The organism is Xenorhabdus cabanillasii (genome assembly GCF_003386665.1).
In the GTDB taxonomy this organism is placed as follows: Bacteria; Pseudomonadota; Gammaproteobacteria; order Enterobacterales; family Enterobacteriaceae; genus Xenorhabdus; species Xenorhabdus cabanillasii.
This window is the reverse complement of record NZ_QTUB01000001.1, coordinates 2,449,700-2,470,735: the sequence shown is the minus strand read 5'-3', so window position 1 is coordinate 2,470,735 and position 21,036 is coordinate 2,449,700. Positions and strand designations below refer to the sequence as shown.

At 40.2% G+C, this 21,036-nt stretch carries 26 protein-coding genes and 4 pseudogenes; 10 read left to right on the top strand and 20 right to left on the bottom strand.

Annotated elements, in window-relative coordinates:
- Positions 1-182: 182 nt before the first annotated feature.
- The 4 genes from BDD26_RS11945 to BDD26_RS11930 all read right to left on the bottom strand — a co-directional run bounded on the left by BDD26_RS11945 (position 183) and on the right by BDD26_RS11930 (position 2,874).
- Complete coding sequence (locus BDD26_RS11945; RefSeq protein ID WP_115826643.1) at positions 183-1,151, bottom strand: DNA circularization N-terminal domain-containing protein; 969 nt, start codon at positions 1,149-1,151, stop codon at positions 183-185.
- A 100-nt stretch (positions 1,152-1,251) separates the two neighbouring features.
- On the bottom strand, positions 1,252-1,605 hold the full coding sequence (locus BDD26_RS11940; protein ID WP_115826642.1) for a hypothetical protein: 354 nt from the start codon (positions 1,603-1,605) through the stop codon (positions 1,252-1,254).
- Positions 1,602-1,904: a hypothetical protein gene (locus BDD26_RS11935; protein ID WP_115826641.1), complete on the bottom strand. Its 303-nt coding sequence runs from the start codon at positions 1,902-1,904 to the stop codon at positions 1,602-1,604. Before BDD26_RS11935 ends, BDD26_RS11940 begins: the two co-directional genes overlap by 4 nt.
- Before the next feature lie 187 nt (positions 1,905-2,091).
- On the bottom strand, positions 2,092-2,874 hold the full coding sequence (locus tag BDD26_RS11930) for an ORF6N domain-containing protein (RefSeq protein ID WP_244922723.1): 783 nt from the start codon (positions 2,872-2,874) through the stop codon (positions 2,092-2,094).
- Positions 2,875-3,507: 633 nt separating this feature from the next.
- Between BDD26_RS11930 and BDD26_RS11925 the strand changes: the two are divergent.
- Positions 3,508-4,629 (top strand): annotated as a pseudogene (locus BDD26_RS11925) (ISAs1 family transposase).
- A 40-nt stretch (positions 4,630-4,669) separates the two neighbouring features.
- On the opposite strand, the gene BDD26_RS11920 reads toward BDD26_RS11925, so the two are convergent.
- Both BDD26_RS11920 and BDD26_RS11915 read right to left on the bottom strand, forming a co-directional pair.
- Positions 4,670-4,903, bottom strand: coding sequence for a hypothetical protein (locus BDD26_RS11920; RefSeq protein WP_244922722.1), 234 nt, complete (start codon positions 4,901-4,903; stop codon positions 4,670-4,672).
- A 163-nt stretch (positions 4,904-5,066) separates the two neighbouring features.
- Positions 5,067-5,726, bottom strand: coding sequence for a hypothetical protein (locus tag BDD26_RS11915; RefSeq protein WP_115826640.1), 660 nt, complete (start codon positions 5,724-5,726; stop codon positions 5,067-5,069).
- Positions 5,727-5,808: 82 nt separating this feature from the next.
- On the opposite strand from BDD26_RS11915, the gene BDD26_RS11910 reads away from it, so the two are divergent.
- Positions 5,809-6,114, top strand: a complete 306-nt coding sequence (locus BDD26_RS11910; protein ID WP_115826639.1) for a 7(1) septoil knot domain-containing protein — start codon at positions 5,809-5,811, stop codon at positions 6,112-6,114.
- A 171-nt stretch (positions 6,115-6,285) separates the two neighbouring features.
- On the opposite strand, the gene BDD26_RS11905 is transcribed toward BDD26_RS11910, so the two are convergent.
- The 5 genes from BDD26_RS11905 to BDD26_RS11885 all read right to left on the bottom strand — a co-directional run bounded on the left by BDD26_RS11905 (position 6,286) and on the right by BDD26_RS11885 (position 9,450).
- A complete protein-coding gene (locus BDD26_RS11905) occupies positions 6,286-6,591 on the bottom strand; it encodes a hypothetical protein (protein ID WP_115826638.1) in 306 nt (101 codons plus the stop codon).
- A 74-nt stretch (positions 6,592-6,665) separates the two neighbouring features.
- Positions 6,666-7,130 (bottom strand): lysis protein, encoded by a 465-nt coding sequence (locus BDD26_RS11900; protein ID WP_115826637.1) that lies wholly within the window; start codon positions 7,128-7,130, stop codon positions 6,666-6,668.
- The gene (locus BDD26_RS20840; RefSeq protein WP_244922721.1) at positions 7,127-7,312 is read right to left on the bottom strand and encodes a hypothetical protein; all 186 of its coding nucleotides are present in this window, start codon (positions 7,310-7,312) and stop codon (positions 7,127-7,129) included. The genes BDD26_RS11900 and BDD26_RS20840 overlap by 4 nt, the downstream gene beginning before the upstream one ends.
- 213 nt (positions 7,313-7,525) lie before the next feature.
- Positions 7,526-7,849, bottom strand: coding sequence for a phage holin, lambda family (locus BDD26_RS11890; RefSeq protein ID WP_244922720.1), 324 nt, complete (start codon positions 7,847-7,849; stop codon positions 7,526-7,528).
- Between the two features lie 116 nt (positions 7,850-7,965).
- Positions 7,966-9,450 carry a site-specific DNA-methyltransferase gene (locus BDD26_RS11885; RefSeq protein ID WP_115826636.1) on the bottom strand — a complete coding sequence of 495 codons (1,485 nt, stop codon included), beginning with the start codon at positions 9,448-9,450 and terminating at the stop codon, positions 7,966-7,968.
- 122 nt (positions 9,451-9,572) lie between these two features.
- Here BDD26_RS11885 and BDD26_RS11880 point away from each other — a divergent pair, with 122 nt between their 5' ends.
- The gene (locus tag BDD26_RS11880) at positions 9,573-9,854 is read left to right on the top strand and encodes a hypothetical protein (RefSeq protein WP_115826635.1); all 282 of its coding nucleotides are present in this window, start codon (positions 9,573-9,575) and stop codon (positions 9,852-9,854) included.
- Here BDD26_RS11880 and BDD26_RS11875 read toward each other — a convergent pair.
- The 5 genes from BDD26_RS11875 to BDD26_RS11855 all read right to left on the bottom strand — a co-directional run bounded on the left by BDD26_RS11875 (position 9,835) and on the right by BDD26_RS11855 (position 12,896).
- Entirely contained in the window at positions 9,835-10,020 is a 186-nt protein-coding gene (locus BDD26_RS11875; protein ID WP_115826634.1) for a hypothetical protein, read from the bottom strand. The two genes, BDD26_RS11880 and BDD26_RS11875, sit on opposite strands and share 20 nt — an antisense overlap.
- A 322-nt stretch (positions 10,021-10,342) precedes the next feature.
- Entirely contained in the window at positions 10,343-10,879 is a 537-nt protein-coding gene (locus BDD26_RS11870; RefSeq protein ID WP_084766466.1) for an IS630 family transposase, read from the bottom strand.
- Complete coding sequence (locus tag BDD26_RS11865; RefSeq protein WP_051502334.1) at positions 10,873-11,346, bottom strand: helix-turn-helix domain-containing protein; 474 nt, start codon at positions 11,344-11,346, stop codon at positions 10,873-10,875. Before BDD26_RS11865 ends, BDD26_RS11870 begins: the two co-directional genes overlap by 7 nt.
- Before the next feature lie 58 nt (positions 11,347-11,404).
- Positions 11,405-11,776, bottom strand: a complete 372-nt coding sequence (locus BDD26_RS11860) for an AidA/PixA family protein (protein WP_115826633.1) — start codon at positions 11,774-11,776, stop codon at positions 11,405-11,407.
- 136 nt (positions 11,777-11,912) lie between these two features.
- Positions 11,913-12,896, bottom strand: a complete 984-nt coding sequence (locus BDD26_RS11855; protein ID WP_115825593.1) for an IS30 family transposase — start codon at positions 12,894-12,896, stop codon at positions 11,913-11,915.
- Between the two features lie 25 nt (positions 12,897-12,921).
- On the opposite strand from BDD26_RS11855, the gene BDD26_RS11850 reads away from it, so the two are divergent.
- The gene (locus BDD26_RS11850; RefSeq protein WP_115826632.1) at positions 12,922-13,626 is read left to right on the top strand and encodes an MFS transporter; all 705 of its coding nucleotides are present in this window, start codon (positions 12,922-12,924) and stop codon (positions 13,624-13,626) included.
- Between the two features lie 270 nt (positions 13,627-13,896).
- A pseudogene (locus BDD26_RS11840) lies at positions 13,897-14,241 on the top strand (GNAT family N-acetyltransferase); the annotation flags it as partial.
- A gap of 31 nt (positions 14,242-14,272) precedes the next feature.
- Here the strand turns inward: BDD26_RS11840 and BDD26_RS11835 are convergent.
- The 4 genes and pseudogenes from BDD26_RS11835 to BDD26_RS11815 form a co-directional block, all read right to left on the bottom strand.
- Positions 14,273-14,866: an ATP-dependent Clp protease proteolytic subunit gene (locus BDD26_RS11835; protein WP_115826629.1), complete on the bottom strand. Its 594-nt coding sequence runs from the start codon at positions 14,864-14,866 to the stop codon at positions 14,273-14,275.
- A gap of 399 nt (positions 14,867-15,265) precedes the next feature.
- Positions 15,266-15,421, bottom strand: a pseudogene (locus BDD26_RS20185) (IS5/IS1182 family transposase); the annotation flags it as partial.
- Positions 15,422-15,444: 23 nt separating this feature from the next.
- Positions 15,445-15,898, bottom strand: a pseudogene (locus BDD26_RS11820) (IS1 family transposase); the annotation flags it as partial.
- A 265-nt stretch (positions 15,899-16,163) separates the two neighbouring features.
- Positions 16,164-16,655 carry a hypothetical protein gene (locus BDD26_RS11815; RefSeq protein WP_115826627.1) on the bottom strand — a complete coding sequence of 164 codons (492 nt, stop codon included), beginning with the start codon at positions 16,653-16,655 and terminating at the stop codon, positions 16,164-16,166.
- A 221-nt stretch (positions 16,656-16,876) separates the two neighbouring features.
- Here BDD26_RS11815 and BDD26_RS11810 point away from each other — a divergent pair, with 221 nt between their 5' ends.
- From BDD26_RS11810 to mtnK, 5 genes are all read left to right on the top strand, one after another.
- The gene (locus BDD26_RS11810) at positions 16,877-17,824 is read left to right on the top strand and encodes a glycosyltransferase family 9 protein (protein ID WP_038265436.1); all 948 of its coding nucleotides are present in this window, start codon (positions 16,877-16,879) and stop codon (positions 17,822-17,824) included.
- 210 nt (positions 17,825-18,034) lie between these two features.
- A complete protein-coding gene (locus BDD26_RS20835) occupies positions 18,035-18,274 on the top strand; it encodes an isocitrate lyase/phosphoenolpyruvate mutase family protein (RefSeq protein WP_115826626.1) in 240 nt (79 codons plus the stop codon).
- Positions 18,177-18,872: an isocitrate lyase/phosphoenolpyruvate mutase family protein gene (locus BDD26_RS11800; RefSeq protein ID WP_244922719.1), complete on the top strand. Its 696-nt coding sequence runs from the start codon at positions 18,177-18,179 to the stop codon at positions 18,870-18,872. The genes BDD26_RS20835 and BDD26_RS11800 overlap by 98 nt, the downstream gene beginning before the upstream one ends.
- A gap of 471 nt (positions 18,873-19,343) precedes the next feature.
- Positions 19,344-19,730, top strand: a complete 387-nt coding sequence (locus BDD26_RS11795) for a YkgJ family cysteine cluster protein (protein ID WP_115826624.1) — start codon at positions 19,344-19,346, stop codon at positions 19,728-19,730.
- A gap of 34 nt (positions 19,731-19,764) precedes the next feature.
- Positions 19,765-21,024: an S-methyl-5-thioribose kinase gene (gene mtnK / locus BDD26_RS11790; RefSeq protein ID WP_115826623.1), complete on the top strand. Its 1,260-nt coding sequence runs from the start codon at positions 19,765-19,767 to the stop codon at positions 21,022-21,024.
- The last annotated feature ends 12 nt before the right edge of the window (positions 21,025-21,036 follow it).

Here is a 21,036-nt window from a genome sequence, read left to right as displayed (position 1 = left end):
TTCCGCCAGGCGCATACTATGGCGTGGTGGCGACCCAGGGGAATTCTACCGTGCTGAATTGGTCGGAGTTACGATAATGCATTACTACATTCATGAAAAAACACGTGAAATTTACGCGTATGAAACTGCGATTGATCGCCGGGAATTAGTCCCAATTACAGAGGCAGAGGTTGATGAAATACTCAATCCGCCCCCAACGCCTGAACAGTTAACTGAAAAGCAGCAAGATGTTCAAAGATAGCCACTTTATCATCAGTACTGCCGGCGGCCTCGCTGAAGACTTCCACGGTCGGGGCAAGGCTCAGGGCATCAAGGCGGCGGGTAATGGCCTGACGGCTCATCACCACCTCGGCGGTGGTTTTCTTCACTATCTCAGCATCATTGCGGCTTCTGTCATCCCGTGACCGGAGCCCTGTTGCCCCTGATACGGTGCCGCCAATTTTCCCGCGCTGATAACGGCCATAACGCTCACTGCCGAAAGTGGTCTTTAACATATCACTGAGGTTGGTCACTTCATCCACCGAACGGGTCACCATACCCACCCATTGACTGGCAGTTTGTTTGATGATCCGCATCCCCTGTACTACAGAGCGGATTTCCCCCCTCACCATTGAGACATAACCTGCCAGTGCAGTGGTGTAGGTTTGCAGCCAGTTTTTCTTCACTTCAGCGGCGGATTGGGTGCTGTTGGTGACCGCAAAGACTTTCAGGCCGGATTCAATCACCGTTAACGTGAACTCAAACACCCGGCCTGATTCCGCGTTCTCCGTCATACGCAGGCCGCTTTCTGTTACACTGACGGTCAGTTCACCCAGAGTCGGATGCACCAATGTCCCCGTAGATCCGGTTTCACAGGCGGCGACCAGATTCTTACGCTGAGTAATAACATCCGGGGCGTCATAAACTGCACTGTTCTGAATGATAAACCCCCGGATCGTTATTTTCCGGGTTGCCCGGACTAAATCCTCAATCCAGGCAGTATCACGGTAAGGATACTCATGAACAGCCTGACGGCGGCCGAAGACACTTTCCCCGGATATCACGGCAAACGGCACCCCGCGAAAGGAAGCCGGGTGCAGATGCTCAGCCCATTGCCATGACGAATCACTGCCGCCCAATAATGAGGACAGGGCATCTTTAATGAATGCCATACGCACTCCTCTTACATTTGGACATAAAAAAACCGCAATTAAGCGGCTGTAGATATGAAAAACCCGCCGAAGCGGGTTTGGGAAACTTATTGCTATTTAATCAAGCCGCCTTATGGCGCTTATTGGACGGCTTTCTTTTTTCACTTTTCATCGCTTGACTGTGAGCTTCGGTGAGTATCCGTTTTTTCTCACTGTTGGCAAAACGATTTAAAACCTGTCTGATTAATGGCTGATAACCTAACCCATTAAGATCAGCTATCATTTTCAAATCTTCTATCAGGGATTTATTTAGTCTGATTGAAATTGGCTGTAAGTCCAATGCCTCATTAATCAGATCTTCCGTGATATCATCAGATACTTTAACGTGAGCCTCACTACGACCAAGCTCACCGTTATCCCATGCTTCGTCAGTAGAAGCTATCAGGTGTGTTCGCTTATCAGTTTGTTTGCTCATTTCTCTGTTCCTAGGCCGTATTTCTTATAGATTCTCAATTCATCTTCATTAGGTGTATAAGCTGTCCTTATGGCTACCCCTTTTTCAGGGTAATAAATAAAGACTATCTTCAACTTAACACCATAATCAGTTTCAGATATAAACCATTTAGTAGGTGGGTCACTTTTATTATCTTCTCTTGTATCTTCAAGGAAGCCGCCTGCCCGATTAGAAAAACACTGGAGTATATCCTCTTCATTAACAGGCGGATTTTTGCCTGCCAATTTCAATCTGATTTTTGGTGAAATCAAGAGCTTCATATGCCGGTGTCTTTAACCTATGGTTAATCTGTATATACAGAATACACCACGAAACAGATCGAAACAACTCAAATTGACTCACAAAATATCAATGATTACTGTGTAATTGATAGATAAAACAGATTACTAAACCCAACTTTTGTATATACAAAAAATCAGTTTTTAGCCATCCGTGGCTTGGGGATGTTTAAAACAGCTTCGCCAAATTCACACCGTGAACTGCTTTCCATGCAGCTGCCGGATATGAGTTTGCCTTGCCGTAACGCTCATCCGGCACGGAGCGAACCTCTGCACCATTTTCCGTGCACCATTTTTTGAGTGGATGCCATTTGAATTCCTTCTCAAGGCGTTTCTCCACAGAAAGAACCGTGGCGTGCTCTTTACATTCACCAAGCTTTGCAGCGAGGGCATTCTTTTCTCTGACAGCCTTTGATGCTGTTGCCATCGCTGTTGCTTCGCGCCGACGACTAATCCACGCTTTTGTTTCTATTGCATAATCACGCTGTGCGTATGCGATCTCTTTTTCCTCTTCAGCCTGAAGTACCATCAAGGCTAAATCTTTTTTACTTATCAACTCAGCATTTTGCTTGCGGGAATTGAAATATGTCTCTTCCAGTAACTCAAAGTAGTCCCACGCCTGATCCGTTTCCAGCATTTTGGCATGGCGGGATGCCCCGCGCTCAGTCCAGAGTGTTAACTTAAGTGTCCGTTTATCAACTAACCCTCTTAAAGATGGTAAGTTCTTTAACTCTTTTAATTCATCACCCTGCACAATAAAGTAATGCTTACCCTCGACAAAACGCCCATCATTTCTGATGAAGTTATTTTGAATGTTTTTTACTTCCGCCCCGTACCCCACCGCCAGTGATTCAGTAGTAATTACCTTCTGACCACGGTAAATGACGACTGGCAAGTTGCTTCCCTGAAGCGTGACAACTGCTGATTGATTTGCTACATTCATATCAAACATGTTTGTTTTCTCCTGTTATGGGATGACAAGAAGCCAGTAGCGAAAATACTAGCTTTTTTATTTGGTTTAAAAAAACTATGCGAAAACGCCCGATGTAAAAAATTACATAGGTTTATTTCGTAGATTTAGATTTTAGGATGAGTAAAGATTAGCGTTTCGCTTAGGCTATTAAATTATTAATTCACGTCATAATTTAATTGTGAAAATACAATAGGCATACTAACGCTAGAGTATTTTGTGCTTTTTCAGCACTGTGATATTAAAGAGTGAAGACTCCCACACGGGCAGGGCATTAATTGTAATTAGCCAGTCCTATTTTAGAGGATTGGTTGCTCCAAGAAAGCCTAGAGCGTTCCGGTATAGCGTGTACTTTGTCAGCACACCTAAATTGCTCAAAGAGCAGGTCAAGAATAATAACCTCCCGTTTAGGAGGATGCCCTAACGCGTATTCAGGGCTGATACTCACCAGATTTTTTAAAGAACTGCACATATATTATGTACTTAATTCGATATAAGCTAGCACACTCGAAAATAATATTCCACTAGCGACAAATAAGCCAGGGCAATCGCATCTAAAATTCATTGACAATGATTTAATTTCATGTCGTCATACGGCTTTAAAGCCTATTCCTTATGTCCTCTGTCAGCCCTTTGTTACAGCATTTTGCCTCACTTGAAGATCCTCGTGTTCAACAAACTCAGCTGCATAGTTTGGAAAATATCCTGACTATCGCCATATGCGCTGTGATTTGTGGCGCTGAAGGTTGGGTCGAAATCGAAGAATTTGGCGAGTCTAAACAGGATTTTTTTACCCAATTGCTTGATCTCACTAATGGCATTCCCTCTCACGATACCTTTGGTCGTGTCTTTGCTGCACTGGATGCTCAGGCTTTTGCCGACGGTTTCACAGCCTGGATATCTACGCCGGCACAAGCAATAGACCGGGATATTATCGCTATTGATGGCAAAACCCTGCGCCGTTCACTCGATAAAGCCAACGGCAAGGCGGCAATCCATCTGGTCAGCGCTTTTGCCTGTACCAATCGCTTAGTTCTGGGACAAATGAAAGTGGACAGTAAATCCAATGAAATCACCGCTATTCCTGAGTTACTCCGACGACTGGTTTTGTTCGGAAGTCTGGTGACTATCGATGCCATGGGCTGCCAGAAAGCGATTGCTAATCAGTTACATGAAGCGGGCGCGGATTATGTTCTGAGCCTGAAAAAAAATCATCCCCACCTGTATGATGATGTCAGCCATTATTTCGATTATGTCTCATCCCAACCGGAACCCCTGAGCGAATATGAAGACGTGGATGCCGGACATTGCCGCATTGAGCGACGCACAGTACAAATAGCCAATGTTGATTGGTTGCCGGAAAAGGCGGGCTGGCGTGGTTTACACAGCATAATACGGGTGCTCCGCGAACGCCATGCAGGAAACTAGGTGAGCCGGGAGAGCTGTTATTTTATCAGCACTTTACCCCCGACAGAGGCTCAACGGGCAGCGACAGCGATCCGCAGTCACTGGCAAAGAGAAACACAACTCCATTGGTGTCTGGATATTGCATTTAATGAAGATCAACAGCGGATGCGGGAAGACAATGCAGCCGCTAATATGGCATTGCTCAATAAAATTGCGTTGAATTTACTGCGCCTGGCTCCCACAAAAGCGGGAATTAAAGTACGCCGGAAACGGGCGGGTTGGGATGACAAATATCTGCTTACGGTACTGGGCAAAGCGCATCAAATTTAGATGCGATTGCCTTGACGGTAACACCTGACCGGATTTCAGGTCATACTCGTGCCAGGTCAGCAGCGACAGAAGTGTTACCTGATTTGTTACCCTGACTGTTACCTTTGGGTTTTTTCTCGCTTCGGGTAACACTTTTCCGGTAACGTTCAATATTGGCGTTTGATGCCTCAACATTGATATCATCACCGTCTGTAACCAGCCAGCCACGGGCTTTCCACTGAGTGACGGTCTTGCGGCTGACCCCGTGCAATTTGGCAAATTCTGACTGGTTCATCTGTTACCCCGGTGTTACCTGTTACCCAAATTTCAAAAGTTCATAGCTAGTGAAATATCGCGGCGCGCAATGCCCTGAAATATCAATCGCTTAAGAAGGACCCCCAAATAATCATGCGTTACTATCACGTTACATTGTGATGTTGAGTCACCTTGTTCATGTCTTATTTAGCCGTCCTTATCGCTTCATCCAGCGCTCTGCTGATTTCCTGTGGCATTAGTGCCTGCGCCATTTGTTGTGCCCGTTCCTGATAACCGAGAACAGGCTCGACAGGCAGTGCATCACCGAACCGAATAAGCAGCTTAGGTGGCCTCTGCTTTTCTCTCGGTCTGCGTGTTCCATTAGGTGAGCGCTTTAACCGCTTCTTGTTCTTTTTCACCTTCTTGGCTTTCTTCCGTTGCCACACACCGTTAACGTTATCCCCGTATCGTGTTGAAAGTTCGCCGATGAACGTATCCTCTTTGCCTTTCAACTGACTCAGTTTGTTGCGAGGTAAGTTGCCATATTTATTCAGTTTGACGTTCTTGGGGTTAAGTAAAGCGACTCCATTCAGTTTATGAACGCCACCGACTTCAAACGGCTCCAGATAACTGGCCGCGGTTGGCAATACAAACACTTTCGCAGTCAGATCATCCTTACGCGCCCCTTTGCTTCTTACTGCCTTAACAGTGAATGGCGTCGGGCTTTCCAGCCTGCGCTCGAATGCCACTTTCTGGGCTTTTTCTATCTTATGTACGACTTTGGTAAGCGCTTGAGCTGTTGCAAAGGGGATTTGCTTTCGTATTTTTGCCAATTGGTTGGTGAGATCATTCAGTGTCGCCATTTGTACTCTCCAACATATCAGATAGACTGAATTAAACAGACCTATTATCGAAATAACGCATTTGCCATGCACAGGAGTTCACATGAAAAAATTAGCCGTCCTGTTAGTCGCCGCATTACTACTTCCGTTTGGCGCTTACGCTAAAACCAAAGTTGATGTTGCTAAGATTTACGGAAATATCAAAGTCGTTAATTCTGGTGCAGACTATAAGGTAAAGGTTGTTAACTCATCACCCGATCTAAAAGTCAAAGTCGTCACCAGTTCTGCAAATTCTCCGGGTAAATGGCGGATGGTGACTGCATCACCTGATTACAAAATTCAGTTCGTTAATGCATTCCCAGACTTTACTATCAAATACGTGGATGCATTTCCCGGCCCAGTCCGGTGATTCACGAGGAACTGGTACTGTAATGCTCCCCAGTCCGGTTTAGCCATTGCTTATTCCTTAAAAGAAAATGCCACCACGGATGTGATGGCAGGGTTATTGCTTTAACCACTCAGGGGAATGGGTAAAGAAATAAAAAAGGTCGCACTTGCGACCCTGCTATATTAATGTGACTCAGTCCTGACCACACAAGTCCGATGCTTCAGATGAGACAGGATTTCTCATATCTTTTAAACTAAACCTAAAATCACCTGCTCCCCTGCCATTACATGAATTACACATTGGCACTATTATCCTATCCCCGTCATCATTGATAATGTGCGCCCCAACTTCTGGAGGGCTATTACATTCATATACTGCACATTGTTGAGGCCAATCTTCTTCGGAAAACCGTTTCCAATGCTCTTTCCACGACCCACAAGGGCATTCTAACTCTGAAGTTCCTTCTTCATTCTGCCAATTCCAAATTGTTACTGTCATAGGTATATACCTTCTCATGTTGTTAAAAGAGAATTTATGATACCTATTAATATAAACATTACTTATGTTAAAATTTATTTTCCATAGTTTCCCCTATATTCAGTCTTCACATAATCCTGCAAATACCTTAGTTTTGCCTGGTCGTTGATGATGCCTTCCCGGATATCGAGAACAGTTGATCCAGTTTCTCCAGTGAGTTCGACGGGGATTCCATCGCCCAAGCTGGAGGAGATAGTGGACTCATGCACGGGGCAGGTTGCCTTAATGCGCAGCTTACAACGGCCAGCGGCAACATCAGCCCGAAGAGTATCGATTTCAGTCTTGGCATTGGCGAGTTCCTGTGTATGGGTCTTGTCCAGTTCGGTAAGTTTCTGAATGCGTTCTTGCTGCTGATTTATAGCGATAACCTGCTTTAGATACTTATCGTTCAGGTCACCATAATCTTTGGCCTTTTCCTGATACTCACTGTAATAGAACCAAAGCAGACCAGCGACAACAGCAAAAGCACCGAGGGTGAAGTATTGGCTGTTAAACCTCATAACAACTCAGACGCTTTTTCAAACGTTGCCTCAGAATAAGGTTGTCTGCCGTTCTCGTGCTGGATAATGGACTCAGTCAGCGCAATCAGCGTCGGTTTATTGATATCGAGCACTTGATGCGGATCGACGTTCAGTGCTCCGGCAACCCCCCTTGATATAGGCTGAGGTGTTGTTTTCCACATTTGGCGCCCAGCGGTCTATCGTCCGGTACACACTCTGGTAGCCGTTCTTGTGGTAATTGGACAACAGCTTCATTAGTGCCCGAATGCCATAGATTTCAGACTCAAAACGACAGAACCGTTTTTCTATATTCGGGTCATGGGGTAGTTGACCCTGCCACTGATTAGCTGAGTTGTAGTCAATATTGCCCGGATTGTTATTACGTATGCCTCTGGTCACTGTTTATCTCCCAGCCGTTTATTGATAGTGCGGATAGCAAACTCGCGGATTTTCTCAACGCCAATAAAGCCCACCAGCCCACCGACAAAAGGGGCGGCATGACTGGGGATACCGAACAGTTCTAACCCGCTCGAAATCCCCCATGACAACGCCCCGCACAGCACGCCTTCTATCCATTTGTTTTTACGGTCTACGCCGTCATACACCAGACGTCCATAACAAATGACAATGGCTAAACCAGAGCCGGATATCTGCGGCCACGAGTTTTTAAGGCCGTTCAGTAGTTCAGCCCATAAATCAGGATGTTCTTTCATCTTCATAATCCACCCCATCAGAACAATGGGCGTCCGTGGGGTGAACTAGGGTTACCCCGGTGAGTTGTTGTTAATAGGTTGCCAGCCGCAAAAGATGGTTTAGCCGCCAGTGGCCGAACGGTTCAAAGCTTTGTTGGTTCTAATCTGAAGAACCTGACGCCTTGCGTTTTATCTTCTTCTGCAATGGCTTTTTTTATTCTTTTCAGGGAAATGCTGGAAATCAATTCGGGTATTGACTCCTGAGCACAATACGCTGTTGCGCCCGCATGTTTTGAAACAGGCTCAGGCAATTGAACCAATATAAACTGTCTTCTGCCGCCGTCTTTCTTATTTTGTTTTAACACCGCATGACCTGTAGAACCACTCCCGACAAAAAAGTCAAGAATGATATCTTCGCTACCCGTGATCTTCATTAAGTGTTCAATTAATCCTGTCGGCTTTGGATAATCAAAAACAGAGGAACCAAGAAGGGCTTTCACCTCCTGACTTCCCTGCTTCGTGGTAAAACCGGTTATGATGGTTCCGGGATGTTCGGTGCCCCGCTTTTTAACATACTGAAGAACCCCATTCGGCTTGAAGAAGAACTCAACAATCGTCTGTCCTTTGGAGTCAAACGTCGCATTGCCTGACAGCCAGTTTTCGATTTGGCGCTTCATTGTCCAGCCCGCTTTTAACGTGACTTCGTTGGCCAAGACGCCATTCTTGCATTCAAATACACCGGCAGTGACTTCAACGACCTCTTTATCGCCAAAGACAGGGGGAAACGTTTTATTTTCCCCTAAAAACTTAATTCCGGCAGGAAAGGTTATTTCTGACGCCGGGTTTTTAACGCTGACCCTTTTTATTGCGCGATCAGAAATTACGCTATCCTCGCCCTGATAAACAATAGGCGGTAATTGCGTTATCTCTTTGGCATAGGCCAGAATATATTCGTGTTCCCGGGTAAACATGGCGGTTGCGGTTCTTCCGTTCTGCCAGATAAACCGTTCAACAAAATTATCTTCACCAAATATTTCATTGCACAAATTGGACAAATTAACCACTTCATGTTCATCAATAGAGATAAAGATCATTCCATCATCAGATAATAAATTTCGGGCTAATTTCAATCGGGGATACATCATATTCAGCCAATCGGTATGATATCGGCCAGCAGTATCAGTGACCGCAAAACCCATTACATTGCTACGGAAATTATCGTTATAAACCAAATTCCTGCCCGTATTGTAAGGCGGGTCGATATAAATCATTTTTATCTTTTTATGGTAAGACTTCTGTAATATTTTAAGCACTTCAAGATTATCGCCTTCAATAAACAGGTTTTCGGTGGTATCCCAATTTACACTTTCTTCTTTACAAGGGCGCAATGCGCCTGTTGATGGCGTTTGTGCAATTTGACGCGCACGGGTCTTACCCGGCCAAGTGAAGCTATAGCGCTCATCTGAGTCATCAACGGCGTCACCAAGCATCGCTTTTAAGGCATCAAAATTGATTTTTCCTTCAGAAAATACTTCAGGAAAAAGTTGCTTAAGTTGGTCGATATTGTTTTGAGTAATACCCGTACTCTTAGACTCAGGGTAGCCCAGAGTGATTTCGTCAGTTGTCATCAGTGGAATACCCTGTGAGTTGGTTAAAAGTAATAAGCAGATACTTAAGGTATGTTGTTAGATCAGCCAAATATTAACCGACCAATGAGGGATGGCTGATTACCTCCGTAAAAGGATAAAAAATGACCGATACACAAGAGAAATTAAATACCAATCAAAAGATACTAAAGGCAGAGCTAATTTCACATATTCTTTTGCAGGAAATAATAATCCTGATGGATTACATGAATGGGGATAATAAGGCTTCTAATTTAATAATAAAAAAACTAGAAGGCATGATCGAATTCCTACCCGAATCATCTGCAAAACATGATCCCGCCGTCATGAAAGCATATCAAGACGCATTAGACTTAGTTAAATTAGCCCAGAAACAGAAGAACGCACTTAGGAAATCCCGCGAATAATATCAAAAGACTTTTTGTATGCTTTATCTTGCTCTGCTTTTAGGTTTGATAGAGAAAGATAAGTTTTAGATATAAATAAATTGATGGCGGCATCACCCGAATCAATATCCAATGCCGCCATTTCTTCACTAATATTACCTTTTTTGATAATTAAAATGATTTCCATCATTCACCTCACATGAGTTAATAGGTTGCCAGCCGCAATAGAAGATACGGATGTACTGAGGGTGATTGCGGTGGCAAATATGAAAAAGGCCACGCGATGCGCAGCCTTGGAATAATTAACTAAAACATGAGCTACATTCTAAACTGATTAGTTTTAAGAATTATACTAAGAAGGTCATTGATTTTTGAAAATATGCATATCCTAAGAATAAGTCCCCTCTATACATTTGCAATATTCCTTTATATGTTTCAGTAACATTTAATTTTGAAACAGTGGAAGTCCAATAATAAAGGTTGACGTCACTGATCATTATACTAAGTACTCAAGAAAAGTTAATTGCAAATTGGTCGCCATAACCTTTCAATAAAGTATTTAATTCATGCTCCATTGTATTCTGAGTCCAAGTGATAAAACGTCGCCAATGGTATTTGGCCTGTTTCCAGACGATCTCAATCAAATTCAGCTCTGGGCTGTAAGCGGGAAGATAGAATAAAAACATGTTGTGTTCTCGTAACCAGCCATTTCTGATTTGTTCTTCGATCCCGTGATGGATACGCGCATTATCCAACACTAAAAATGTCAGGCGGTTGTCCCCTTGTTTGGCGACCTGCTCTAAAAAATCAATCACGTCATCGCGCGTGATACTGCCTGACGTTGTCTGGTAAAACAGCGTGTTATCCGTGTAATTTAACGCCCCCAGAACTGACCGTCTGTCATGCTCTCGAGGCTCAGTTTTATGGGGCTTACCCCGTGGACTCCATCCATATTGCACCGGAGGAGACGCGGCAAAACCCGCCTCATCGAAATAGAGCAGACGGTAATGGCCTAACTGTGCTCCAGCCTTAATTTTATTCAGCAAGGCGGATTTTTTAGCAAACTCCGTTTCGTTACGCTTTTTTTAAGCGACAGTCGGGTTCGTTTATAGGTGAGCCCCTGCTTTTTCAGGGTATTTGCCAGCGTTTCAAGCGTACAAGGCAGGGCACCATGCTTTGCCTCAACGCACTGAGCTATCCGGGCGAGTGTCAGGGACTCTGCGCTGGCCGCTTCGACCGCAGTGGCAATCATGTCAGGCGTCATGGCGAGATACCGGCCTCCGGCATGACCACCTAATAATCCCGCTATCCCTGAATTGTGCCACATGTGAACCCAATTATAGATAACCCGGAGACTGCATCCGATTTCAGCGGTGATCTGGGACGGCTTGATCCCTCTGGCAAGCATGAGCAAACCCGTTCCTCGCGTACGAATGTCCCGATGTGGATGATTCAAAGCAAGTTGTTGCAATGTGATTCGTTCAGGCTCAGAAAGTATTATCTTCGATTTCATAAGAACAGGCAGAGAATCAGGTTATCGTGTTATCGATTGTAACAGTAATGCAGATAATTTATCTGATTAACTTACCATCTGTATTTTTACTATCACTAATATATGGTCTCTGAACAGTATTTAACACTATTTTAGGGGCGCTAACAGATGAGTTGGACTTTACCACTGTATAATTAATTAGTATTGCAGAGAATTCAGAATTATATTCAGAATAATTAACTACAGTCAAATTAACATTATCCTGTGGCTGAACACCGTAAATTTTCGCATTTGCTACTCCTGTAGAATCTTTAAACGAAGCTCCATTTAAAGCCAACACATGAACATATTTATCATCTATAAATGCAGCGTCATTAATATTTTCACTAAAATTATAGACTGTTTCAATGGATTTCAAATCTAAGGCAATTGACAGGTTAATATCAGCCATTATAGTACCCTCATTAGTTAATGGTATTATTTTTCATACGCAAACCAAAATAACAACGGGCCCATATTTAATTAGTAAGCTGCTTACAACACCACCATACCAAGGAGGAAAAAAAATATAAACTTGGATTCACATATTAAGCGCAACACCGTAATGAGCGAAGTAATTGAGTGGGTACTCCTTTAAATAACTCATTCGGTGTTTTGTAATCTCGTGTTTTACGAGGACGATTATTTAATCGGTTTGCCACAAGGTTAATCTCCCGCTCTGATACCTTATTAAAATCGGTTCCTTTTGGGAAGTAATCTCTAATTAATCCATTTATGTTCTCATTTATCCCTCTTTCCCAAGGGGAATGCGGGTGAGCAAAATAAATTCTTGCCTCTAAATTTTTACTGATCCGCTCGTGTTCGGCAAATTCGAGGCCATTGTCAAAGGTAATTGTTTTAACTTTATGTTTTATCAGTGATAAGTGTCTTGTTGCCGCTTTGGCGACCCCTTCTGCTGTTTTATCTTCAAGTTTAATAATAATAGTAAATAATGATTTTCGTTCAACGAGTGTCAATAATGCACTTTTATGATCTTGGCCAACGATAGTATCGCCTTCCCAATCACCAATACGCTGCTTTTTATCAACAAATTTTGGGCGTTTATCAATGCTGACTCTATTTTTAATTTTGCCTCTGCGCTCATAATTTCCATAGCGTTTACGATACGGTTTTTTCGCCATTCTGAGATGTTGCCATAAATCACCACCATTCTTTTTATCTTTATAAATCAATCGATAAATCGTCTCATGATGTAAAGATATTTTGGCTTCCCGTTTAAGATAACCCACAATCTGTTCGGGACTTAAATCTTGCCAAATTAACTGTTTGATCCACATTTCTATCTCTGGATTCACTTTGACTGCTTTTATAGCAAAATGCCGGCGTGCTACGGCCTTAAACTGAGCCTGTTCAGGAGAATATTTCTTTGCTTCCCGATTTCGTCTCAATTCCCGGCTAATCGTTGAGGGGCTTCGATTGAGTGACTTTGAAATCGCCCGTTGTGAAAAACCCGCTTCTTTCAGGCTAGAAATCTGATATCTTTCTGTTTCGGTCAGTTGTGTATAGGTCATAGCGCATTTTCCTTTGGCGAGAAAGATGCCTACTATAGCAACTGACCGCCTTTCTCAGAAATTGCACTTATTATGCGAATCCAAGATTCCTTTGTTTTTTGGGGTGCAATTACTACCTTTATTAACGGCCTTTAGTTATATATCACTTTTTGTTTATTTACCCATGTGGCTTATGACTGGAGGTGGTTTCAGTGCATCTAAAACTTCGGTAATTATTTTGCCTTTGACTTTACCGATGCTTTTTATTCCACTTCTTTCTGGTTACCTTGCTAAAAATTACCCAATCAGTAATATTTCTGGGATTGGTTTTTTTATAGCTTCTATTGGAGTATGTATACTAATAAACTCCACATATGAAAAAATTTGGTTAATATCTTTTGCTATGGCATTAATAGGAATTGGCAATGCCTTACCTTGGGGGTTAATGGATGCTTTATCTGTCAGTGTTGTTCCTCAAGAAAAAGCCGGGTTAGCGTCTGGATTGTTTAATACTATGCGAGTTGCAGGCGAAGCCATTGCTATTACACTTGTTGGGTCATTGATAAATATACTTACTTCGAAGTATATTAATTCCAATTCAATTAGCGATAGCACTCAAATAGTCTCCTATTCCTATAGTGAAACATTTAAAATGTTTTTTATAATTATATTTATCTTAACTTTACTAGCTGGATTATTTTTCCTTGCCTTTCTAAAAGAAAACAACAATATTAATAAATCAACAAATTAATAAGTAATCTAGGAGTTTTTATGCTACTAAATAATGTTCCTTTTTTATTTTTTTACATCACACTTAATTCTCCGTAAATTTGAAGAAAAAGATTTCATCAAGTATAAAAGCTATCATTCATTACCAGAAATTTATAAGTTTTTATACACACCACTCCCTACAGATAAAGATATTCGTGAACAATTTAATAAAGTCCTTAATCCTGCATTTAATGATAATGGCGATGAAATAAGACTTGCTGTAGTTTTACGATAACATAATGATTTAGCTGGAGAAATTATGTTGAGGGTAACGAACAAAGAATCACAGCAAGGAGAAATAGGTTGTATATTCCATCCATTATATCAAAGAAAATCTATTGGAACAGAATCTTTAGGTGCATTAATAGATATTAGTTTCGAGTATTTTAAATATCATCGAATTTATGCAAGATTAGATGCTTTAAATCTAGGTTCTAAAAAATTAGTTGAAAAACTAGGAATGCGTCAAGAAGCTCACTTATTACAAAATGAATACGTTAATGGAATATGGAGTGACATGTATATATACGCAATTCTGAAAGATGGATGGCGAGTACCAAAGTTTTTAAAAGAATATGATATTAATATAAAATAGTGGGTGAGTTTCTGCCCACCCTATTTATCATTCATACATGGTTGATGTCTTCCCACTTGGTTATTATTCGACCTACAATTCCATATTCAATAACCTGTTGAGGGCGCATCCAATAATTTCTATCAGTATCCTTTTCTACTTTTTCTATCGGCTGTCCTGTGGCATCACTAATAAGCTGATTTATGCGACTACGTATCAGTAAAAACTCTCTAGCTTCTATTTCAATATCAGTTGCTCTTCCTTCGTACCCTCCTAAAGGTTGATGAATCATAAAACGAGTATTTGGGAGGGAATAACGATTTTCTTTTTTGGCAGCAAGAAAAATAGTAATGCCAGCACTTGCAACCCAACCGGTTCCTATTATAAAAACTTCCGGTTTTATAAATTTAATTAAGTCATGAATAGTATCACCAGCTTCAACATGTCCACCCTGACTATTAATAAAAATCTTGATTGGTTCGTTACTTATCTCTTGTAAAATCAGTAACTGTGTTGTTACCCTTTCAGCTAATTTTTGGTTAATCTCACCAGAGATCATAATACATCTGGATTTTAATAAATGACTTTGTTCATAGGGGATCTCTTTAGGAAGTTCAGGCGAATCTTTTGATGATTCTTCTAACATGGTGCAGACCTCTTATACTTGAGTTGAGTAACAATATACTTAACTTGATGTTCCGAATATGAACTATAACAAATAAATCATGGATTATCCAATTGTCATGTTACCATCAAGTACTCTAAGGAAAAATGTAACATGCCTGAATATATATACTTTCACTTAACCTAATGTTATTTAATATTTTCCAACCAAATTAAAATATATTACTTCCATTATATTCCGTAACATGTGAAATAGTTATCCATTGTGATTCATATTTTTAATTGGGAACCTCTAAAAACTCCCAATACAAAAAATAAGGTCAATTTTGCACTTACCAATAAATGACCTTATTGTGTATGACTTTTTCTTGCTTTTTCAGGGGAAAAAATAAACTGATCGCTTTTTCATCACATACCGAAATTAAACGGCATGAAGGCCGGATTTTCCAAAATAAACCAAACGTTGCAAATCATAGCAGGTGGCCTTCAGAGTCATCGCAAAATTGGCTCGCAGCTGGCCTATCGTTCGGATAAATTTTTCACCCATCTGAGAGAATGAGCCAAAGATATGGGTTATGTATTAAATAGTTAGATGTCTTATTAAAAATAGTTCTCATGCTCAATGAAAGTACCAATCACTTTATCGTGCATTTCCTCTGATTTAGAATACCCTATCGTTTTTCGATTCAGTCTTTTTATCCGGGTTCGATGGGTTAAATTGTTTTTTTCTAAACGTTGGGTGAATGTCTTTCCCGGTCAGGTGTTCTTCTTCCGGGAGGCTGTCATACACCGCATAATCATCCGTACAATAAAACCGAATATGAAAGGGCGATAAAAGGGTAAGCAGTTTGTCTAATGTTTTCCGGCTGCGCTCCCCAAAAACCTGCGCCCCTATTCGTTTCAGACGGGGTTCCCAGGCATACCAGAGCCAGCGTTGATTTTTCTTGTTCCCCACAAACGACCATTACTCATCCATTTCACAGATAAGCTGGAGGTTATCCGCGTCAAGAGGAAGCGTTGTCATGACGGTGCTTGTGGCCACTTTCAGGACACGGGTTTTCTGATGAAACTATTTAAAATATCTTTATTAGCTATTACTTCACTGTTAATGAAGTACTGAGATGATAATCTCCATATCATATAATTTACTTGGATCTATCCACTTTAGTATAAATAAGCCTTTCTGATAAACATAACTCAAAAATCAACAGCCGATTGGAGTTGATTAACATTTAATCCTCAACTTCTTGCGGATTCATATCAATATCACCCGCTATCTCAGACAGTTTAAGGAACAAAAAAGAGAAACATCTATAACCTCAATTTTTAGTTAATTCAGAGAGTACAGCTGTAGCAAGGCTAGTGTTCACAAATAGAATATCAACACATTTACCGACCACAGCCTCAACACCATTATCTTTAACTAATTGCAAAATATGTTTTTTTTCGGTATCTGGAAGGTTTACTCCGTTAATTATCGTTTCAAACTTTTCAAGGATATTTTTATGAATCTTTATGTTAATAGAATTAATTTCATCATCAATTGTATCCATATTGACGTATTCAATGCCCGTAGCAGTAAGAGCCATTGCATCAGGGTTAAAGCCATAGCTACCATCATCATTAAAATGAATGGCATCGTGGTTAATTAAACCAACTTTTATTAAATAGTTTATATCGTCAGCTAGTTGATCCCATCCGAAAGCCTCTCCAAGGAATTGAAGTTTTTCCTTGCTGATAGGCTGCATTAAATGATTCTGGTCATTCATTGCGCGAATGAGCATATGTTGTCTCTCTTTCAACATAGTCATTAGGTTTTCCTCATTTGGTATTGGGGGAGATAAAATTATAGTCAACCTTCTAGAATTGAGAAGTTAAAAGAAAAAACACGTTCATATGTCTTTACAAAGAATACATAGGCAATATATCGTTTAAACGACTTTTTACATAATACATTGAATTATTAAATAAATATTCTATACTTAAAAGCAGTATCTGCCACTTAAAAAAGAATTTTCTTTTATCACTCAACATGAAAATAGCTATATTACGCAGAAATGGGCTTGGTGATCTTATCTGTACCCAACCATTAATAAAATTTTTACAGAAAAAATATGCAAATACAGAAATTAGTTTATTTATAGAAAAAGGTAATTATGAGCTTGCTAAGTATATATACCCTGATATAAGCATCAGTGTCCTTCCTCAAGGAAACAAGTATCTTTCTATCGTAAAAACCGCTCTGAAATTCCGCAAGAAGAATTTTGATATTGCTATTTCCGCTAAGCCAAGTCCAATGAAACTCAATAATTTATTTTTATGGTTATTGGGAGCAAAAAAGCGCTATGCTGTTGTTGCAGATCAAAAATGGCATTCTAAATTAGTTAACTATCCTGTTAATCAAGAAGTAATAAAAGGTTACCATCAGGCTTTAAAAGTATTACGTACATTTTCACCCAATGTGCAATCTTTACCACCTGATTTATTCCCTGCAATAACGTTGAGTAATACATCCACATCTATTTATTCAGGAGAACCATTGATTTTATTTTCTGTTTCCAATAATAGAAATTACAGCTTAATTAATAATAAAAATCTTACTTTGATTTCTGATAAAATTTCAGAAAAATATCCTACCGCAAAATTTATTATTTCAGCATTCCCCAGTGATATTCATTTAGCTGAAGATTTAACTTCACGTATAGGTGATAATAGTAAAATTGTCATGTGTGATTCTCTAAATTCTTTTCTGGCATTATTAAATAATATGACCTTGATTGTAGTTGGCGATGGCGGTATCTGTCATTTATCAGCAGCATTAAAGAAAAAACTTGTTGCTCTTTATGGTGTTACCAAGCCTGAAAATTGGTCACCACTTGCATCAAAAGATATGTGTATCACCTTGTACGATCCAGAGAATGTCAATAATATTGCTTTAGCTAAAATTACTGATGCTATTTTTTCTTTACTTGAAAAGTAAAAAATCTAATGGAAATATTTTCATATGAAATAATTATTAACGCAATAATGATATTATAGCTTTAATTTAGTGCTTTTTTTATCAATCAATATGTTGACTATATAAATATACAGTGCAATGATTTAGTATCGCTCTAATAAATGTATAACCATGATATTTACAATTATGGATTCTATTTTATAAGAAAATAAAAAATATTGAGAAACTAACATGATAAGAATAAGCCTGGACGAAAAAATTCAAGTTTTTAGCCAATTACATGAAGAAGGAAACCTCATATTAGCCAATTCATGGGATGTTATGAGTACTCGTTTAGCTGAACAATGTGGAGTCAAAGCCATAGCAACAACCAGTGCCGGAATCTCCTGGAGTTTGGGATACCCAGACAATCAATCAGCTAACCGAAAAAATTGTAATGAAAGCGCTTGGATTAATCACTGCCAGTACTAATCTTCCTGTCACTGCGGATGTTGAAGATGGCCTGTTAGGGGTTGGTGAAAATATGGATCATCTTGTACAAGATTTATATTCTGTCGAATGCGTAGGGATTAACATTGAAGATTCTCAACATGGTAAATCAATGTCCATAGATGATGGTGCCGAACGTATTACCTCTGTGCGTACCGCCGCAAACAAAATACATTACAGCTTATTTATCAATGCTCGTATAGATTCATGGCTTCGCGGAGAAAATACCGATCCTGAGCATTTAATTTCCCGTGCTAATGCTTATCTTGCTGCTGGTGCAGATGGTATTTTTATTCCGGGATTAACCGACTTATCAATATGCCGAACAATCAGTTCTCATATTAACGGACCATTAAATATAATGGCTTTTGCTGGTGCCCCTAGCGCAAAAGCGTTTTTTGCTGCTGGTGTAAAAAGAGTTTCAGGAGGATCTTTTTTTGCCGAACAAGCCTATGGTATCGCACAGGCAGGAATCGAGCACTTTGTACAAAATGGTCTCCTACAAAATAGTGATCATGCAAAATTGAGTTATACCGAGTTAAATGCATTACTCTTCCAAAAGGTAAATCAAGATATGTAATTATCGATGATGCAATGCATTTTAGCTTTATCCAAAATTGCAAACCTAATGCGACAGTACTTATCGAAAAAGACGCACCGGGAAAGGGAATAATTTGTAAAGATGGAGGAAAGAGAAGTCGGGAAAAAATTCACAATGAAATACTGAAGCATATTATTATCTTTTTTCAGCAAACATTTTCAGCGTAAAATTGTTATTACTTTTTAAAAAGTAATACTCAATAAAAAGCGGCCTGTTAATAAGGCTACTTTTGATTTTTAACATTGAAGAATAAATTTTCCTTGATATTCCCTATTATCTAAAAAGATAATCTATTCTCAAAGAGAATATCTTTCTATATACCCTATTAATTTCAAAGTGCAGCCAACAAAGCTATAGCTTTAAAGACTTAGGATATATAAAAATGAACTCTTGAGATCAGAGCTATTTTACCTAAGTGAATATCTTAAAAATTAAATAGAGACATCTGGTATGAATCAAGTATTAAATTCTCAATCTTTGAATAATCCCTGCATTAGCTGCGGTGCTTGCTGTGCATATTTTCGTGTTTCGTTTTATTGGGCAGAAACAGAAGATGGAGGAGGTACAGTTCCCATCTCTGCCACTGAAAAACTGAACAATTTTATGTGCTGTATGAAAGGCACGAATGAACTACACCCTCGCTGTATAAAGCTACAAGGGGAAATTGGTTACTCAGTTTCCTGTTCCATTTATGATAAAAGACCTTCTCCTTGTAAGGAGTTCTCTCAAGCATGGGAAACTGGTGATTACAATGAAGCCTGTGATCGCGCCAGGGCTGCTTATGGCCTTCCCCCTCTGCCAAAGCCGCAGAATATATTATCACTGTACAGCTTGTGAACTTCCCTTCATGAAATTATCAGGATGAAAAATAATGTCTGCTTATGTTCCTACTGAATATACCCCACAAACTTGTGAATCCTTACCACATTATCTTGCGAAAAATTTACCAACAACAATCTCACTCGGCGGATTGCCTGAAACATGGCAAATAAAGGAAGTTGGTGATGGGAATCTCAACTTAGTTTTCATTGTTTCTGGAACTGAAAAAACGGTTGTTGTCAAACAAGCCTTACCTTATATGCGGGCAGCAGGAGAATCATGGCAACTTTCTCTTGATCGTACCTATTTTGAATATCATAACCTGCTAGAAGTAAATAAATTTGTCAGCCAGTATGTCCCCGATGTGTATTTTTACGATGAAGAAATGTCTTTATTTGTGATGGAGTATTTAGATCAGCATATTATTTTGCGTAATCAGTTGATCACCGGTCAGAAATTTCCTTATCTTGCAGAAGATATTGGAATTTTTCTTGCTGATTCCCTATTTCACACCTCTGATATCGGAATGGACAGTCAAGAAAAAAAAGAGCTGGTGAGCCGTTTTGCCAATAATCACGAACTTTGTAAGATCACCGAAGATCTAATTTTTACAGAGCCATATTTTAATGCCGAAAGAAACAATTGGACTTCTCCTCAACTTGATAGTGACGTCCACGCTGTTTGGCAGGATCAGGCAATGATCCAAACTGTGATGCAGTATAAATACAAATTCATGACTGAAGCCCAAGCCTTACTACACGGTGATCTCCACTCAGGTTCCATTATGGTAATGCCGGATTCCACAAAGGTCATCGACCCAGAATTCAGTTTTATGGGACCAATGGCATTTGATATTGGCAACTATATCGGTAATCTGTTTATGGCTTATTTTGCCCAACCTGCTTTACGAGACAATAAAAAGCAATGTACTGATTTTCAATTGTGGCTTCTAACACAAATTGAAACGACATGGGCAGTATTTGAGCGTCATTTTCGTCAATTATGGAATGAAAAGACTGCCGGGGAAGCCTATCCTATCACAATTTACCAGCAGGGAGCTTTCAGCCTACCGTTCCTTAAAGCAGCACAAGATAATTTTTTCTCCAATTTATTTGAAGAAACTCTGGTCTATGCCGGGCTTGAGATTAATCGCCGTATTATTGGCTTTGCCGGTGTCGCTGATTTCAAACAGATTGAAGATCCAACGCTACGCGCCACTTGTGAAAAACACGCCTTGAAGCTGGCACGCGAGTTAATTGTCAACAAGCATAAACACCGAGATTTTTCACTAATTAAACGTTATATCACATAGGATTAAGAGACT

What these genes read in the sequence shown, in the direction of transcription:
- BDD26_RS11945 (WP_115826643.1), bottom strand. Translation starts at nt 1,151, where the DNA reads ATGGCATTCATTAAAGATGCCCTGTCCTCATTATTGGGCGGCAGTGAT.
- BDD26_RS11940 (WP_115826642.1), bottom strand. Translation starts at nt 1,605, where the DNA reads ATGAGCAAACAAACTGATAAGCGAACACACCTGATAGCTTCTACTGAC.
- BDD26_RS11935 (WP_115826641.1), bottom strand. Translation starts at nt 1,904, where the DNA reads ATGAAGCTCTTGATTTCACCAAAAATCAGATTGAAATTGGCAGGCAAA.
- BDD26_RS11930 (WP_244922723.1), bottom strand. Translation starts at nt 2,874, where the DNA reads ATGTTTGATATGAATGTAGCAAATCAATCAGCAGTTGTCACGCTTCAG.
- BDD26_RS11920 (WP_244922722.1), bottom strand. Translation starts at nt 4,903, where the DNA reads ATGAACCAGTCAGAATTTGCCAAATTGCACGGGGTCAGCCGCAAGACC.
- BDD26_RS11915 (WP_115826640.1), bottom strand. Translation starts at nt 5,726, where the DNA reads ATGGCGACACTGAATGATCTCACCAACCAATTGGCAAAAATACGAAAG.
- BDD26_RS11910 (WP_115826639.1), top strand. Translation starts at nt 5,809, where the DNA reads ATGAAAAAATTAGCCGTCCTGTTAGTCGCCGCATTACTACTTCCGTTT.
- BDD26_RS11905 (WP_115826638.1), bottom strand. Translation starts at nt 6,591, where the DNA reads ATGACAGTAACAATTTGGAATTGGCAGAATGAAGAAGGAACTTCAGAG.
- BDD26_RS11900 (WP_115826637.1), bottom strand. Translation starts at nt 7,130, where the DNA reads ATGAGGTTTAACAGCCAATACTTCACCCTCGGTGCTTTTGCTGTTGTC.
- BDD26_RS20840 (WP_244922721.1), bottom strand. Translation starts at nt 7,312, where the DNA reads ATGTGGAAAACAACACCTCAGCCTATATCAAGGGGGGTTGCCGGAGCA.
- BDD26_RS11890 (WP_244922720.1), bottom strand. Translation starts at nt 7,849, where the DNA reads ATGAAGATGAAAGAACATCCTGATTTATGGGCTGAACTACTGAACGGC.
- BDD26_RS11885 (WP_115826636.1), bottom strand. Translation starts at nt 9,450, where the DNA reads ATGACAACTGACGAAATCACTCTGGGCTACCCTGAGTCTAAGAGTACG.
- BDD26_RS11880 (WP_115826635.1), top strand. Translation starts at nt 9,573, where the DNA reads ATGACCGATACACAAGAGAAATTAAATACCAATCAAAAGATACTAAAG.
- BDD26_RS11875 (WP_115826634.1), bottom strand. Translation starts at nt 10,020, where the DNA reads ATGGAAATCATTTTAATTATCAAAAAAGGTAATATTAGTGAAGAAATG.
- BDD26_RS11865 (WP_051502334.1), bottom strand. Translation starts at nt 11,346, where the DNA reads ATGAAATCGAAGATAATACTTTCTGAGCCTGAACGAATCACATTGCAA.
- BDD26_RS11860 (WP_115826633.1), bottom strand. Translation starts at nt 11,776, where the DNA reads ATGGCTGATATTAACCTGTCAATTGCCTTAGATTTGAAATCCATTGAA.
- BDD26_RS11855 (WP_115825593.1), bottom strand. Translation starts at nt 12,896, where the DNA reads ATGACCTATACACAACTGACCGAAACAGAAAGATATCAGATTTCTAGC.
- BDD26_RS11850 (WP_115826632.1), top strand. Translation starts at nt 12,922, where the DNA reads ATGCCTACTATAGCAACTGACCGCCTTTCTCAGAAATTGCACTTATTA.
- BDD26_RS11835 (WP_115826629.1), bottom strand. Translation starts at nt 14,866, where the DNA reads ATGTTAGAAGAATCATCAAAAGATTCGCCTGAACTTCCTAAAGAGATC.
- BDD26_RS11815 (WP_115826627.1), bottom strand. Translation starts at nt 16,655, where the DNA reads ATGACTATGTTGAAAGAGAGACAACATATGCTCATTCGCGCAATGAAT.
- BDD26_RS11810 (WP_038265436.1), top strand. Translation starts at nt 16,877, where the DNA reads ATGAAAATAGCTATATTACGCAGAAATGGGCTTGGTGATCTTATCTGT.
- BDD26_RS20835 (WP_115826626.1), top strand. Translation starts at nt 18,035, where the DNA reads ATGATAAGAATAAGCCTGGACGAAAAAATTCAAGTTTTTAGCCAATTA.
- BDD26_RS11795 (WP_115826624.1), top strand. Translation starts at nt 19,344, where the DNA reads ATGAATCAAGTATTAAATTCTCAATCTTTGAATAATCCCTGCATTAGC.
- mtnK (WP_115826623.1), top strand. Translation starts at nt 19,765, where the DNA reads ATGTCTGCTTATGTTCCTACTGAATATACCCCACAAACTTGTGAATCC.